Genomic DNA, 13961 nt, shown 5'->3' on the forward strand with positions numbered 1-13961 from the left:
GATGAAGCAGCTCGTTCTCGCCCTCCAGTTCCTGACGCGGCTGCCGCTACCGGCGGTTCGCGCCGATGCGGACGACTTCGCCCGGTCGATGCGCTGGTTCCCGGCGGCGGGGCTGGCCGTTGGCGGCTCGGTGGCGCTGGCCTGGTGGCTGGCCCGCTCCGTGGCTCCGTTCATGGCCCCGTCCATGGGCGGCGGCAGCGGCGACGGTTGGATCGCGGCGCTGTGCGGCCTTGGCGCCTGGGTGGCGGTGACGGGCGCGCTGCATCTCGACGGGCTTGGCGACGTGGCCGATGGCGCGGGCGCGGCGCACAAGGATCCGGCGCGGCTCTCGGCGGTCATGGCCGATCCCCATGTCGGCAGCTTTGCGGTGGTGGCGATCGGCATGCAATTGCTGGCGAAGCTGGTGTTGCTCCATGCACTGGCGCCCGGGCAGGTCTGGGCCCTGCTGCTCGTCGCTCCGCTGGCGCGCGCGGCGCCGCTGGCCTGGACGCTGGCGCTGCCGCCGCTGCACGAAGGGCTGGGCAGCCGCTTTCGCAGCGCGGTGACCTGGCGGCACCTGGCCTTGTGGAGTGTCATCGGGGCTGTCGCGGCGCTGCTCGTGGCACCCGCCCTGCTGGCGGTGTTCCTGGTGGTTCCGGCCTGGGGCTGGTGGCTTCGGCGCCGTATCGGCGGTATTTCCGGGGACGGGCATGGCGCCGGGATCGAGGTCGTCGAAACCCTGCTGCTGCTGGCGCTGGCGGTCGTGCGATGAGTGCGGCCTTCCTGTTTCATGGCGGCCGCGTAAGCGAGGCGGCGCGAGCTTTCGGCGGTGCGCCGGAAGACTGGCTGGACCTCTCGACCGGCCTCAACCCACTGGCATGGCTCGCTGCGGGCGTCGGGCCGGTCGACTGGACGGCCTTGCCCGATCCCGATGCGCTGCTTCGCCTCGAAGCCGCGGCCGCGCGCCATTTCGGCGTGGCGCCGGAACTCTGCTGTGCGGTGCCGGGCAGCGAGACCGCGCTGCGCCTGCTGGCCAGGGCGCTGGACCTGCCCGGCCGCGCGCTGGTGCCCGCCTATCGCACTCATCGGGAGGCTTTCGCCCCCTCGCGCCCGGCGCTGTTCGGCGAGCAGCCGAAAGCCCGGGAAGTCTTCGTCTTCGCCAATCCCAACAATCCCGACGGCGTGCTGCGCGACCCCGAGGATGTGGTGGCCTGGGCGGAGCGCATCGATGCCACGGGCGGCTTTCTCATCGTCGACGAGGCTTTCGCGGACTGTCATCCCGGCGCCAGTGTCGCCCGCGCCGTAGCGCCGGGGTTCCGGTTGATCGTGCTGCGCTCGTTCGGGAAGTTCTTCGGACTGGCGGGTCTGCGCCTGGGTTTCGTGCTCGGCCCGCCGGCGCTCATGATGCTGCTGCGGCAATTGCTGGGGAGCTGGCCGGTTCATGCCGGGGCGCTGGCCATCGGCGCGGCGGCCTATGCCGATGGCGACTGGATCGCACGCACCCGCAGCGCGTTGCCCGTGCGCGCTGCCGCGCTCGATGCCGTGCTGCACCGCCATGGGCTGGAGCCGCAGGGGGACTGCCCGCTGTTCCGCCTGGTGACCGGCTGCGCGGGCGGCGCGCTGTTCGATCGCCTGGCCCGCGCGCGCATTCTGGTGCGCCCTTTCGCGGATCGCCCCGACTGGCTGCGCTTCGGCGTGCCCGGCGATGCGGACGCGCTGGCGCGTTTGGACGCGGCATTGGCAGGCCGCGCGGCGTGATCGAGCCGATCGCTTTCGCCGCCATGGCGCTGGAGGGCGCGCTGGGCTGGCCGGGGCGGCTCCACGGGCTGATCGGTCATCCGGTCGGCCTCTTCGCCCGCGTGATCTCTGGCTGCGAGCGCAAGCTGAACCGTGCGGAGTGGTCGGACATGGCGCGGCGCATCGCCGGCCTGGGCGCCATGCTCGGCCTGATCGCGGCGGTGGTGCTGGCGACGATGCTGGTGGTCTGGCTGGTGCGCGGTGCGGCAGGGGACGGGGCCTGGCTCCTGCTGGCGGTGCTGGCATGGCCGGCCCTGGCGGCGCGCAGTCTCGACGACCACGTCCGGCCGGTGCTGGCCGCGCTCGAAGCGGACGACCTCGCGCAGGCGCGCCGCGCCGTCGGCATGATCGTCGGGCGGGACACGGCCGGGCTCGATGCCGCCGGGGTGGTCCGCGCGGCGATCGAGAGCCTTGCCGAAAGCTTCTGCGACGGGGTGGCGGCGCCGCTGTTCTGGCTTCTGCTGGGCGGCCTGCCGGGCGCCTGGGCCTACAAGGCGATCAACACGGCCGACAGCCTGATCGGCCACCCGGAAGAACCGCTGCGGGCCTATGGCTGGGCCGCCGCGCGGATCGACGATCTGGCCAATCTGCTCCCGGCCCGGCTGGCGGGCGCGGTGCTTTGCCTCGCCGCCGGAGCGGGCGGGCGGGCTGGCTGGCGGGTCATGCTGCGCGACCACGGCCGCCATGCCTCGCCGAATGCCGGCTGGCCCGAAGCGGCCATGGCGGGCGCGCTCGGCGTCAGGCTCGCCGGGCCGATCCTTTACGACGGCGTTCTTGCCCCGAAGCCCTGGATCGGGGAGGAGGGCCGGATTGCCGGCGCGGCGGACTTGCGACGGGCGCTGGCGATCTACCGCCGGGCCTGCGTCCTGCTGGCCCTTGGCGCATTCGCCGCGGCGTGGGGAGCAGTATGGCTGGCTTGATGTTGCAGGGGACGGGGTCGGATGTCGGCAAGTCCGTGCTCGTGGCGGGGCTATGCCGCGCGCTCACCCACCGCGGATTGAAGGTCCTGCCGTTCAAGCCGCAGAACATGTCGAACAATGCCGCCGTCACCCCGGAGGGCGGCGAGATCGGCCGCGCCCAGGCGCTCCAGGCCCTGGCGGCGCGGGCACCGCTTCATGTCGACATGAACCCGGTCCTGCTGAAACCCCAGGCCGACCGGACCTCGCAGCTCGTCGTCCACGGCGAAGTGCGCGGCACCCTGGGCAGCGCCAATTTCCGCGAGGCGCGCCGCACGCTCCTGCCGGAAGTCATGGCGAGCTACCGCCGGCTGGAGGCGCGCTGCGATCTGGTGGTGGTGGAAGGGGCGGGCTCCCCGGCCGAAATCAACTTGCGCGCCGGGGACATCGCCAACATGGGCTTCGCGCGCGAGGCCGGGGTTCCGGTCGTGCTGGTCGGGGATATCGACCGGGGCGGCGTGATCGCGGCCGTGGCGGGCACCCGCGCGGTGATCGACGCCGATGACGCGGCGATGATCCGGGGCTTCCTCATCAACAAGTTCCGCGGCGATCCGGCGCTGTTCGCCGATGGCTATGCCGCCATCGCGCAGCTTTCCGGATGGCCCGGCTATGGCGTGATGCCGTGGTCCCGCGCCGTCTCGCGCCTGCCCAGCGAGGATGCCGTCGTGCTCGAAAGAGGGCTGGGCGGCGGCAACGGCAAGCTGCTCGTCGCTTGTCCGATACTGCCCCGCATCGCCAATTTCGACGATCTCGATCCGCTGCGGCAGGAATCCGGCGTGGACGTGGCGATGATCCCGCCCGGCACGCCGATCCCGGCCGAAGCCGCGCTGGTCGTGCTGCCCGGCTCCAAGGCCACTATGGCAGACATGGCTTTCCTCCGCACCGAGGGCTGGGACATCGATGTGCTGGCGCATCGGCGGCGCGGCGGGCTGATCCTGGGCATCTGCGGCGGGTACCAGATGCTCGGCCACACGATCGCCGATCCGCGCGGCATCGAGGGGCCGCCGGGCGAGATTGCCGGGCTGGGCCTGCTCGACGTGACCACCGTGCTGGGAGACCGCAAGGCCCTGCGCGAGGTTTCGGGCACGGCGCTCGGCGCAAGGATGACCGGCTACGAGATGCACATGGGCGTCACCCGGCGCGGCGGGGCGGCGCCTTTCGCCTTGCTCGGCGATGACCGGCCGGACGGCGCGGTCGATGCCTCGGGCCGGATCATGGGGACATATTGCCACGGGTTGCTCGCCTCGACCGGACTGCGCGCCGCCTTGCTGGCGCGACTGGGGGCGCAGAGCGACGGGCTCGACCACGGCGCTGCCGTCGATGCCGCGCTCGACGAACTGGCGGCGGACATGGAACGACATCTCGACATCGACGGCCTGCTGGCCCTCACGGAGTATCGCGCATGACGAGCACGCTGGTTCTGGGTGGCGCGCGGTCGGGCAAGAGCCGCCATGCGCAGGCGCTCGTCGAGGCGGGGCCGGGACGGTTGATCTATATCGCCACCGCCCAGCCGCTTGATGACGAGATGGAGGCGCGGATCGCTCGCCACCGAGAGGATCGCGGGCCGCGCTGGTCCACTCTGGAAGCGCCGATGGACCTGAGCGAGGCCATCGCGCGGGCCGCTAACGAGGCGGACGGGGTCCTGGTCGACTGCCTCACCCTGTGGCTGTCGAACCTGATGCTGGCGGAGGCGGCGTTGCAGCCGCAGTTCGATGGTCTGTGCCGGGCGATCTCGGCATGCCCGAAGCCGCTGGTGCTGGTGGCGAACGAAGTCGGACTGGGAATCGTGCCGGACACACCTCTCGGGCGGCGGTTTCGCGATGAGGCCGGGCGACTCAACCAGCGTGTTGCCGCCACGGTGGAGCGGGCGGTCTTCGTCGCCGCCGGTCTGCCGCTGGTGTTGAAATAGGGCGAAGAAAAAGCCGCCCGGGACAGGGCGGCTTTTCCGTTTTCAGCTTTCGGTGAACGCTTAGAAGTCCATCCAGTCGTCCGCCGTGGCGAGCGCTTTCATAGGCTTGCGGATCGCTGCCGGCTGCATCGGCTGAGCAGGGGCGAACGAGGCCGCTGCAACCGTGCGGACCGGCGCGCGCATGCCTTCGTGTCCGGTGCGGAACATGGAGGCACGATCCGAAAGCGAGGTGACCTCGCTGTTGAGGTTGCGTGCCGCGGCCGAGGTTTCCTCGACCATCGCCGCGTTCTGCTGCGTGGCCTGGTCCATCGTGCCGATCGTCGCGCTGATCTCGGTGATCGTCGAGGACTGCGCCTGGTTGTCGCTGGCGATGTCGCTCAGCAGCGAGTGCACTTCGGTGACGTCGCCCGAGATGTTCTGCAGGGCGCCGTCGACGCGCTGCACCGCTTCCACGGCAGTGCCGATGTCGGTCTGGGTGGCGGTGAGCTGTTCGCGGGCGCGCTTGGCTTCCTCTTCCGAGCGCATGGCGAGCGCCGAGACCAGATCGGCCACGACTGCGAAGCCGCGACCGGCATCGCCGGCACGCCCTGCTTCGACGGCGGCGTTCATGGCCAGCACGCGGGTCTGGAAGGCGATCTTGTCGAGACCTTCGATCACCGAGTCGATGCCCTTGGCGCTTTCGCTGACGCGGCCCATGGCCTGCACGGCCTCGTCGGCGATCTCACGGCCCGAACCGACCACGTTCATCGCGCCATCGGCGCGCTGGACGGTGCGACCGGCGGCGGCGGCGGTGGCGCGCAGGCGTTCGTCCATCTGGGTGATGGCGGCGGAGGTTTCCTCAAGGCTGGCGGCGTTGCTCTCGGTGCGGCGGGCCAGGTCTTCCGAAGCCTGGGCGATTTCGCTGGAGCCGGTGCGGATGGCCACGGCGCTTTCGGCCACGGCGCCGATCAGGTCGCGCAAGGCGCCGACGGCGGAGTTGAAGTTGCTCTTCAGTTCGCCATAGGCGGGCGGGAAGTCGGCGTTGATGGTCTGGGTCAGGTCGCCTTCGCTGATCGCCTGGAGGCTGGAGCGCAAGGTGGACGTGACCAGTTCCTGTTCGCGGGCACCCTTGGCGTCCACTTCGGCGCGGCTTTCGGCGGCGGCGCGGAACTGTTCGACAGCCTCGGCGATCTCACCGATTTCATCGCCGCGCTCGCGGTAGGGGACTTCGGCCTTGCCGCCTTCGGCGAGCGTCGAGGTGACCTGGGCGATGCGGCTCATCGGTGCGGCGACCGAGCGGTTGATGAGCAGCCAGATGAAGACGATGAGCGCCATCGCGCCGAGCGCCAGCGTCACGCAGAGAATCATGGCGGTCTGGGCGGTCTGGGCACCGTCTTCGGCCTTGGCGGCAACGCGTTCGCGGGTCAGTTCGATCAGCTTGTCGGTCTGCTCGATCATGTCGTGCGAGGCTTTCTTGCCGTCGCCCTTGATGAGCGCCATGGCGCCGTCGTTGTCGCCGGCGGTGCGCAGGGCGAAGATCCGGTCGTTGACCTGGGTGAGCGCCAGGGCGCGCGTGCGCAGGTCGGCGGTTTCGGCAGCGAAGGCTTCGTCGCCGATGACCTTGTAGGCTTCGACCGACTTCAGCAGGTCCTCATCCCCGGACTTCAGGCGGTCGCGCAGGTTCTGGGCGTCGGCGGCGGAAGCGGCGTTATAGTAGCTGTAGACGATGATCCGCAGCTCCTTGACGTTGCTGATCACGTCGGTGAGCCCCGACATGCCGGCCATCCCGCGCGAGACATGCGCCTCGGCCACGGACTTCAGCTCGCGGGTCGAAAGGAAGCCGTTGATGCCGACAATGGCGATCATGATGTTGATGATCGAAAAGGCAGCCCACAATTTCTTGGGCAAACGCCAATTGTTCAGAAATTCAAGCATTTGTAGTCCAGTTCCTGCTTGGGGGGTCGGTCCCGCCGTGGGCGCGCCATTTTTATTATAGATCGACGGGCAAATCGCGGGCGTGGGAGGCGTGGAATTCCTTGCGAAACCGCCGTGAAGACGGCCTGCGTGGCTGCGGCGCTCGATGAATTTTGGCGGCAATCTCAGGAAGGCTTCCGGTGCGTCTTCGGCCTCACCCCGCTTCATGGTTCCCGAAACGACAGAAGGCCGGGATGGCGAACCATCCCGGCCTTCCAGACGACCTGCCTCCCGGCGAACCGGGAGACCATCGAACTTCCGATTAACGGAAGAGCGACAGGATCGTCTGCGGCGCCTGGTTGGCGATCGACAGAGCCTGCGTGCCCAGCTGCTGCTGGACCTGAAGGGCCTGAAGGGTCGCCGATTCCTTGGCCAGGTCAGCGTCGACGAGGTTGCCCACGCCGGCAGTGACCACGTCGGTCAGCTTGCTGTTGAACGACAGCTGACCATCGATCTGACGCGAAGCCGCGCCCATCTCGCTCAGGCTGTCCTTGACCTGACCGAAGAAGGTGTCCAGCTTGCCGGTGAAGGCATCAGCCGCCGTCTTTGCCGCATCACCGTCAGTAGCAGTGCTGATGGCGTCGATGTCGGTGTTGTCAGCCGTGCCGCTCCAGGCACCGAAAGCAGCGGTCGCCTTGGTGGTGAAGCCCTGGTTGTCCACGGTCAGGGTCTCGGCGCCCGAGATCGACTGAAGTGCACTGACCTTGCCGTCGGTAGCTACTGCGACGCCGGTGTCCTTCAGCAGGTTCGTACCGTTGAAGTCCGAACCGTCGATGATCGTGCCGATCTGCTTCTTCAGAGCGACCAGATCCTTGGCGATCGCCTTGCGGCTTTCTGCGTCCAGACCTGCGTCCGACGTTTCGAGAGTCTTCGACTTCATCTCGTTGACGAGGTCGGAGATCTGCTCGGCACCGGCAACAGCAACGTCCGTGACGCTCTTGGCGTTGTTGAGCGAGGTGGTGACCGCGCTCAGCTTGCCGAGGTCGCCGCGAAGCGTCTGGGCAACCGTGTACTTTGCCGAATCGTCCTTGGTCGAAGCGACATTGAAGCCGGTGTTGATGCGGCTCTGCACGGTGTTCATGCCCTTGTTGGTCGCGTTGAGGCTCTGGAGAGCGGCCATTGCGCCAGCATTGGTGTTAACCGAAAACGCCATTGTATCTTCCTTCTAGAATACAGGCCAAGTTCTGCGGCCAGATAGCGGAAGCGCCGCCATGCGCGCAGCTGGTTCTTCCGGCTGCATGTTCATTTTAGGAAGACGGAAGAAGCCTTCGGATTTTCTGGAAGAAAAATTTTCTCGTTTCGATCCGGTGTATCGTTACCCCTCGTCATTGCGAGCGTAGCGAAGCAATCCAGGGCGGCTTGAGACCGACTCTGGATTGCTTCGCTACGCTCGCAATGACGAAATGGGGGATGAACGACGCGTGGGTTTCGGTTAGCGCGGTTTAAGGACTTTGCAAATACGCAGAAGACCCCTCCGGCTGCTGCCGGAGAGGTGCAATTCACATCGCAATAGTACGCCTCGTCAGAACGGGAAGAGGGCGTCGTAGATCTGTTGTCCCCAGCGCGCCTGCTGCGCGTCGGTGAGCTGGCCGCGGCCGCCGTAGCTGATGCGGGCCTCCGCGATCTGGGAGTGCTTGATCGAATTGTCGCGGGCGATGTCCTCGGGCCGGATCACGCCGGTGACGACCAGCTCGCGCAGCTCGTAGTTGACGCGGACTTCCTGCTTGCCGCGGATCTGGAGGTTGCCGTTGGGCAGCACGCCGATGACGGTGGCGGCCACGGTCATGTTGATCTGCTCGCTGCGGGTGGTGTTGCCGACCCCGGTGGCGCTGGACTTCGAATCCGTGCTGACCAGTTTCGAGGGGTCTGGGTTGCCGGGCAGGATCTTGGGGATCACCGTTTCCAGACCGAGCAGGGCGGCGATGCCGCTGTTCTCGCTGCCGTTGCGGGTGCGCGTGGTCGAGTTCGCGACTTGCGCATTGTCGGCGATGTTGATGCGGATCGTCACGATGTCGCCCACGCGCGAGGCGCGCTGGTCGCGGAAGAAGGCACCGCCGCCGGTACGGAACAGGGAAGCGCCGCGCGCCGCGTCGGCCTGCTGACCGCCCGCCGCCAGTGCCCGGTCGTCCACCGAGTGGTTGCCGATCGAGGGTTCGAGGCGCGGGGCGACCGGGTCCTCGGCTTCCGACATCTTCGGCGCCTTGCCGACGTTCTTGAGCCGGCCCACCGAGCCGCAGCCCGAAACCAGGCTGGCGGCGAGGATCACGGAAGCGACGGTTGCGAAGCGGTTGTTCACGGCCAGTCTCCCTACTGCGCGGTGATGCGCACGTCGCCCGAGCCTTCGGCCACGGCGTCGAGCGTGCGGTTGGTGGCAAGGTTGAGCACGCGCACCTGCTCGCCCTTGGTACCGTCGCTGAGCGCGCGCCCGGGCGAGGAAATCTTCAGGTTGCCGGACACGAGCGAGATGGTCACCGCTTCCCCGCGGCGCACGAGACGCGGCGGGGTGAGGTCGGTGGAGCGCACGGGCGCGCCCGCGTTGAGGCGGCGCACCGCCTCCTGCCCCGCCGCTTCGGCCGGGCTCAGCGCATTGCGCGCAATGGCCGGGAAGACCGGGGCGGTGACGAAGTCCGCCTTCGACAGCACTTCGCCGCGTTCGACGGTGCGGGCGAGGACGGGCGCCGCTTCCCCGGCGGGAATCGCCGGGGCGGCGGCCAGTGCCGGGGCGAGAAGGAGTGCGGTGAGCATGGCTTCAGCTGATCTGCGTGGAGGTCTGGAGCATCTCGTCCGCGGTCTTGAGCACGCGGCTGTTCATCTCGTAGGCGCGCTGCGCGGTGATGAGCGAGGTGATTTCCGAGACCGGATTGACGTTCGAGGCTTCGATGAAGCCCTGGCTCAGCGTGCCGAACGAAGGCTGGCCCGGCGTCGAGACGGTGGGCTGGCCGGATGCGCCGGTTTCCAGGAACAGGTTCGAGCCGATCGCTTCCAGGCCGGCCTCGTTGACGAAAGTGGCCAGTTCGAGCTGGCCGACGGTCTGGAGTTCGGCCTGGCCGGCGATCTTCACTTGCACTTCGCCGGACTTCGAGACGGTCACGTCGAGCGCGCCCTGCGGGATCGTGATGTTCGGCTGGACGAGGTAGCCGTCGGTGGTGACGAGTTCGCCCTGGTCCGAAAGCTGGAAAGAACCGGCGCGGGTATAGCCGACGTCGCCCGAGGGCATGGTGATCTGGAAATAGCCGGGGCCGTCGATCGCCATGTCATACGTGTTGCCGGTATTGGTCAGCGCGCCCTGTTCGGTGATGCGGTAGACGCCGCCCGTGCGGACGCCCGCGCCGATCTGGATGCCGGTCGGCACTTTGGTGCCGCTGTCGCTGGTATTGGCGCCGGGGCGCGAGACCTGCTGGTAGAGCAGGTCCTGAAACTCCGCGCGCTGACGCTTGAACGCGGTGGTGTTCATGTTGGCGATGTTGTTCGAGATGACGTCGACGTTGGTCTGTTGGGCAAGCATGCCCGTCGAAGCGATGGAGAGCGAACGCATGATGGCTCCTCGTTAGAAAGGGATAGGCGTGAAAATGCTGTAAGGACGCAGGCCGTCAGCTGACCCGGCTCAGCCGGTCGATCGCCCGCTTGCGCATGTCGTTGAGATCGGCGGAGAGGCGCTGGCTGGTCTGGTAGGAGCGCAGGATCTCGACCATGTGCGTGGTCTCGGTGATCGGCTCGACATTGGAGGCTTCCACCCCGCCGGTCTTGAGCTTGGTCTGCGCCGCCGTGAGCATGCGGCCGTTAGTGCCGGTCATCATGCCGTCGCCGCGCGGCTCCAGCATGTTCTCGTCGGCAAAGTTGGTCACGGCAAGGCGGCCGACCGGGCCGTCTCCCACCATGACCGAGCCGTCCTCGGTGATCGTCACCTGGTTGAGCTGGTCGGTGGGCACGGCGATCGGCTGGCCGTTTTCGTCCAGCAGCCGCTGGCCGCCCGACGTCGCCAGTTCGCCCGTGCTCAGGATCTTCACGAAGCCCGCGCGCGTATAAGCGACGCCGCCTTCGGGAGTCTCGACATTGAGGTAGCCGGGGCCGTCGATCATGACGTCCAGCGCATTGCCGGTCGACTGGAACGCGCCTTGCGACGTGTCGTGTACCGCGCCGAAATCCAGGACGAAGGAGGTCTTGCGCGCATCCTCCACCGGAGCGTCCTTCACCGTCTCGACATATTCGTGGAACAGCGCCTGCTCGCGCTTGTACCCCACGGTACTGGTGTTCGCCATGTTGTTGGCGGTGATGTCGAGCTGACGGCGCAGGGCCTGCTCGTGGCTCAGCAGAACGAAGGAAGAGACGTCCATTCAAGCACCTTGCGAAAAAGTTCCAGATATTCGGCGCTAGGCAGATTTTGCCGTGTAGCTTTCCTATAATAGAGGCGAAATCGCGAAAGCGGATGCGCCGACACCATTTCGGTGAAGCGCGCATCCCGACAGCCAAGGGGATGAAAGTTGTCCAGCGACGACGTGATCGACATTACGGCGGTCGATGTGCCGGAGCCCAAGAAGTCCGGCCGGAAAATGCTGGTGATCGGCGGGGCCGCGGTCCTGGCGCTGCTTGCGGGCGGCGGCGGGGCCTGGTGGTTCATGCGCGGCGGCGACAGCGCCGAGGCAAGCGGCGAGCACGAGGCCGCGGCGGAAGCGCCGGAGGGTGAAGCCGGGTCTTCATCCTATATCGAAGTGCCGCCGATGATCGTAAACTTGCGCGGCAGTGACAGCCAGGCGCGCTTCCTGAAGCTGCGTTTCATCATCGTTGCGGCAGACGGCAAGACCGACAAGGTCAAGGACAAGCTGCCGGCGGTGCTCGATGCGCTGCAGCCCTTCCTGCGCGAGCTGCGCCCGGACGATCTCAACGGGTCGGCCGCGGTGTTCCGCATCAAGGAAGAGATGATGACGCGCGCCACCCAGGCGCTCGGCGCGGGCATGGTCAAGGACGTGCTGATCCAGGACCTCGTCCAGCAATGAGCGACGACTTCGACGACTTCGTCCTCCCCGATCCGCCCAAGATGGGCGCGATCAACGACGACATGTTCGACCAGGCCGGTATCGATGCCCTGTTCGGGTTCGACAGCGACATGCCCACCCAGCCCAAGAGCGGGTTGAAGGCCATGATCGAGTCCAACGTGATCAGCCACGAGCGCCTGCCCATGCTGGAAGTGGTGTGCGAGCGCATGGTGCGCTCTTTCGCCACGAGCATGCGCAACCTCACCTCGGACGCGATCGACGTCAGCCTGGAGGAAATCACCTCCACCCGCTTCGGCGAATTCATGAACCATGTGGCGCTCCCGGCGATGTTCGGCGTGTTCCAGGTGACCGAGTGGGAGAACTACGGCGTCGTCACGGTCGATTCCGGGCTGATCTACGCCGTCGTCGATGCGCTGCTCGGCGGCCGCAAGGGTTCGCGCCCGATGCGGGTCGAGGGGCGTGCCTTCACCACGATCGAGACGATGCTGGTCGCCAAGATGGTCCAGCTTGCTCTCGACGACCTGTCGCAGGCCTTCGAAGCGATCGAGCCGGTGACCATGGTGGTCGAGCGCATGGAATCGAGCCCGCGCTTCGCCGCCATCGCCGGACCCAGCAATATTGCTGCCGTCGCCACTTTCCGTGTCGACATGGAAGGGCGCGGGGGCAAGTTCTCGGTGCTGCTGCCCTATGCCACGATGGAGCCGGTGCGCGACAAGCTGCTGCAGCGCTTCATGGGCGAAAAGCTCGGCCGCGATCGCATGTGGGCGGCGCACATGGCCAGTGAACTCTACAATACCGAAGTCACCGTGGACGTCGTGCTCGGCGAAAAGCAGATGAGCCTGCGCGACGTCATGACTCTCAAGGTGGGGCAGACCATCGCCCTCAGCCACAGCCCGAACGATGCGCTTCAGGTCCAGTGCGGCGGTGTACCGCTGGGCCGCGCGCATATCGGCCAGCGTTCGAGCAATATCGCCATTCGCATGGCCACCGACATTTCCAAGGGGTATCCGAAATGACTTTCGCCACCATGATCAATGTCGTGCTGATCCTGCTTTGCGTATCCGTGCTGGTGCAGAGCGCCCGCATGGGGCGCCGCATGAAGCAGCTGCGCGACACCCAGATTTCCGAAAGCGTGACCCAGATCGACCGCGCCACCAGCCAGGCCCGCGTCGTGCTGGGCGATCTCAAGCGCGTCCTGTCCACCGACGGCGCCGCCCAGGCCAGCGCCATTGCCGCGGCCGAGGAAATCCGCGATGAGCTGACCCTGATGGTGGGTATCGGCAATGCCGTGGCCGACCGTATCATGGATGCGGCCGCGCAGACCCCCAAGGTCGAGGAAGCGGCGCCGAAGAAGCGCGCCGTCCGCAAGCCCCGCGCCGCCAAGCCCAAGACGGCCGCCAAGACCGCTCCCAAGGCTGCTGCAGCCAAGTCCAGCGACGCGGAAAAGGTCGTTGCCGGCATTCTCGAAGCCGAGAAGGTAGTCGCTCCTGCCCGCACCCGTTCGCGCCGCAAGGTTGCCGTTCCGGCCGCCATCAACGACGTGACCCGCGGCGACACCACCGGCGTCGTGCGCGACATCGCTGCCGCCCGCGCATCGCGTGAAAGCGCGGTTGCATGACACGCCCTGAGGCTTCGGGACTGATGGCCGGCGTGCTCGCTCCGCTGCGCGCGCTGGTGACGCCCTCCCGGTTGATCTTCGGCGTGGCCGGCGTGGCGGCGGTGGCCAATGCCATTGCCCTCGCGGCGCCTGCGGTGGACAGCGGCAAGGGAGATTCGGGGCGTCTCGGCGCCTCGCTCCAGGACGCTTCGGTCCGGCGCGACCGCGTGCTGGCCGCCGAGCGGCGCAAGCTGGAAATGCGCGAGCAGGCGGTCAAGGCCGGCGAATCGCGCCTTGCCGGTCAGGCCCAGCAGAACCAGGCCGCGGCGGCGCCCACGGGCGGCAAGAACGGTGCGCCCGAGCCGGAAGTGCCCTATGACAATCTGGCGCGCATCTACCAGACCATGAAGCCCCAGCGCGCCGCGCCGATTTTCGAGAAGCTCGACATCGAAGTGCAGGCGCAGGTCGCCCGCCGCATGCGCGAGCGTGCGACCGCGCAGATCATGGCTTACATGACGCCGAGTTCGGCCGTGGAACTGTCCATGGCGCTGGCTGGCCGCAAGGTCATCAAGGCGCCGCCGGCTCCTCTGCCGCAAGCGAAGCGCGGCAAGGCCCAGGCGCTGGCGGCCACGGCCAAGCCGGCTGCAGGCAAGCCGGCCGCAGCGCCCGCCGCGACACCGGCGCAGTAAGGACGCCCCAGGCAGGAACGAAAAAGCCCCCGTCCAGTCCGGACGGGGGCTTTTTTGCTGGACGACCTGGTTTGCTGCACGCCTGGC

General features: G+C 67.6%; 15 protein-coding genes. 9 read left to right on the top strand and 6 right to left on the bottom strand.

Annotated features, from left to right (window positions below; all coding sequences use genetic code 11):
• Window position 1 precedes the first annotated feature (1 nt).
• The 5 genes from EDF58_RS19555 to cobU are packed head-to-tail and all read left to right on the top strand — an operon-like array spanning window position 2 to window position 4641.
• Entirely contained in the window at window positions 2–751 is a 750-nt protein-coding gene (locus tag EDF58_RS19555; protein WP_132268572.1) for an adenosylcobinamide-GDP ribazoletransferase, read from the top strand.
• Window positions 748–1737 carry an aminotransferase class I/II-fold pyridoxal phosphate-dependent enzyme gene (locus EDF58_RS19560; RefSeq protein WP_132268573.1) on the top strand — a complete coding sequence of 330 codons (990 nt, stop codon included), beginning with the start codon at window positions 748–750 and terminating at the stop codon, window positions 1735–1737. Before EDF58_RS19555 ends, EDF58_RS19560 begins: the two co-directional genes overlap by 4 nt.
• On the top strand, window positions 1734–2696 hold the full coding sequence (gene cbiB, locus EDF58_RS19565; RefSeq protein ID WP_132268575.1) for an adenosylcobinamide-phosphate synthase CbiB: 963 nt from the start codon (window positions 1734–1736) through the stop codon (window positions 2694–2696). The genes EDF58_RS19560 and cbiB overlap by 4 nt, the downstream gene beginning before the upstream one ends.
• Window positions 2684–4138: a cobyric acid synthase gene (locus tag EDF58_RS19570; RefSeq protein WP_132268577.1), complete on the top strand. Its 1455-nt coding sequence runs from the start codon at window positions 2684–2686 to the stop codon at window positions 4136–4138. The genes cbiB and EDF58_RS19570 overlap by 13 nt, the downstream gene beginning before the upstream one ends.
• Window positions 4135–4641: a bifunctional adenosylcobinamide kinase/adenosylcobinamide-phosphate guanylyltransferase gene (cobU, locus tag EDF58_RS19575; RefSeq protein ID WP_132268579.1), complete on the top strand. Its 507-nt coding sequence runs from the start codon at window positions 4135–4137 to the stop codon at window positions 4639–4641. Before EDF58_RS19570 ends, cobU begins: the two co-directional genes overlap by 4 nt.
• 60 nt (window positions 4642–4701) lie before the next feature.
• Here the strand turns inward: cobU and EDF58_RS19580 are convergent, their stop codons facing one another.
• The 6 genes from EDF58_RS19580 to EDF58_RS19605 all read right to left on the bottom strand — a co-directional run bounded on the left by EDF58_RS19580 (window position 4702) and on the right by EDF58_RS19605 (window position 10928).
• Window positions 4702–6555 (bottom strand): methyl-accepting chemotaxis protein, encoded by a 1854-nt coding sequence (locus EDF58_RS19580; protein ID WP_132268580.1) that lies wholly within the window; start codon window positions 6553–6555, stop codon window positions 4702–4704.
• Between the two features lie 301 nt (window positions 6556–6856).
• A complete protein-coding gene (locus EDF58_RS19585) occupies window positions 6857–7747 on the bottom strand; it encodes a flagellin (RefSeq protein ID WP_132268582.1) in 891 nt (296 codons plus the stop codon).
• 369 nt (window positions 7748–8116) lie between these two features.
• On the bottom strand, window positions 8117–8890 hold the full coding sequence (flgH, locus tag EDF58_RS19590) for a flagellar basal body L-ring protein FlgH (protein WP_132268584.1): 774 nt from the start codon (window positions 8888–8890) through the stop codon (window positions 8117–8119).
• Window positions 8891–8901: 11 nt separating this feature from the next.
• Window positions 8902–9339 (bottom strand): flagellar basal body P-ring formation chaperone FlgA, encoded by a 438-nt coding sequence (gene flgA / locus EDF58_RS19595; RefSeq protein ID WP_132268586.1) that lies wholly within the window; start codon window positions 9337–9339, stop codon window positions 8902–8904.
• A gap of 4 nt (window positions 9340–9343) precedes the next feature.
• Window positions 9344–10129 carry a flagellar basal-body rod protein FlgG gene (gene flgG / locus EDF58_RS19600; RefSeq protein WP_132268587.1) on the bottom strand — a complete coding sequence of 262 codons (786 nt, stop codon included), beginning with the start codon at window positions 10127–10129 and terminating at the stop codon, window positions 9344–9346.
• 55 nt (window positions 10130–10184) lie between these two features.
• Complete coding sequence (locus tag EDF58_RS19605; RefSeq protein WP_132268589.1) at window positions 10185–10928, bottom strand: flagellar hook-basal body complex protein; 744 nt, start codon at window positions 10926–10928, stop codon at window positions 10185–10187.
• A 147-nt stretch (window positions 10929–11075) separates the two neighbouring features.
• Here EDF58_RS19605 and EDF58_RS19610 point away from each other — a divergent pair, with 147 nt between their 5' ends.
• The 4 genes from EDF58_RS19610 to EDF58_RS19625 are packed head-to-tail and all read left to right on the top strand — an operon-like array spanning window position 11076 to window position 13874.
• Window positions 11076–11588, top strand: a complete 513-nt coding sequence (locus EDF58_RS19610; protein ID WP_243654380.1) for a flagellar basal body-associated FliL family protein — start codon at window positions 11076–11078, stop codon at window positions 11586–11588.
• Window positions 11585–12604 carry a flagellar motor switch protein FliM gene (fliM, locus tag EDF58_RS19615; RefSeq protein WP_132268591.1) on the top strand — a complete coding sequence of 340 codons (1020 nt, stop codon included), beginning with the start codon at window positions 11585–11587 and terminating at the stop codon, window positions 12602–12604. The genes EDF58_RS19610 and fliM overlap by 4 nt, the downstream gene beginning before the upstream one ends.
• Complete coding sequence (locus EDF58_RS19620) at window positions 12601–13206, top strand: hypothetical protein (protein ID WP_132268592.1); 606 nt, start codon at window positions 12601–12603, stop codon at window positions 13204–13206. The genes fliM and EDF58_RS19620 overlap by 4 nt, the downstream gene beginning before the upstream one ends.
• Window positions 13203–13874 (top strand): magnesium transporter, encoded by a 672-nt coding sequence (locus EDF58_RS19625; protein ID WP_243654381.1) that lies wholly within the window; start codon window positions 13203–13205, stop codon window positions 13872–13874. The genes EDF58_RS19620 and EDF58_RS19625 overlap by 4 nt, the downstream gene beginning before the upstream one ends.
• The last annotated feature ends 87 nt before the right edge of the window (window positions 13875–13961 follow it).

This window comes from Novosphingobium sp. PhB57 (genome assembly GCF_004342985.1).
In the GTDB taxonomy this organism is placed as follows: Bacteria; Pseudomonadota; Alphaproteobacteria; order Sphingomonadales; family Sphingomonadaceae; genus Novosphingobium.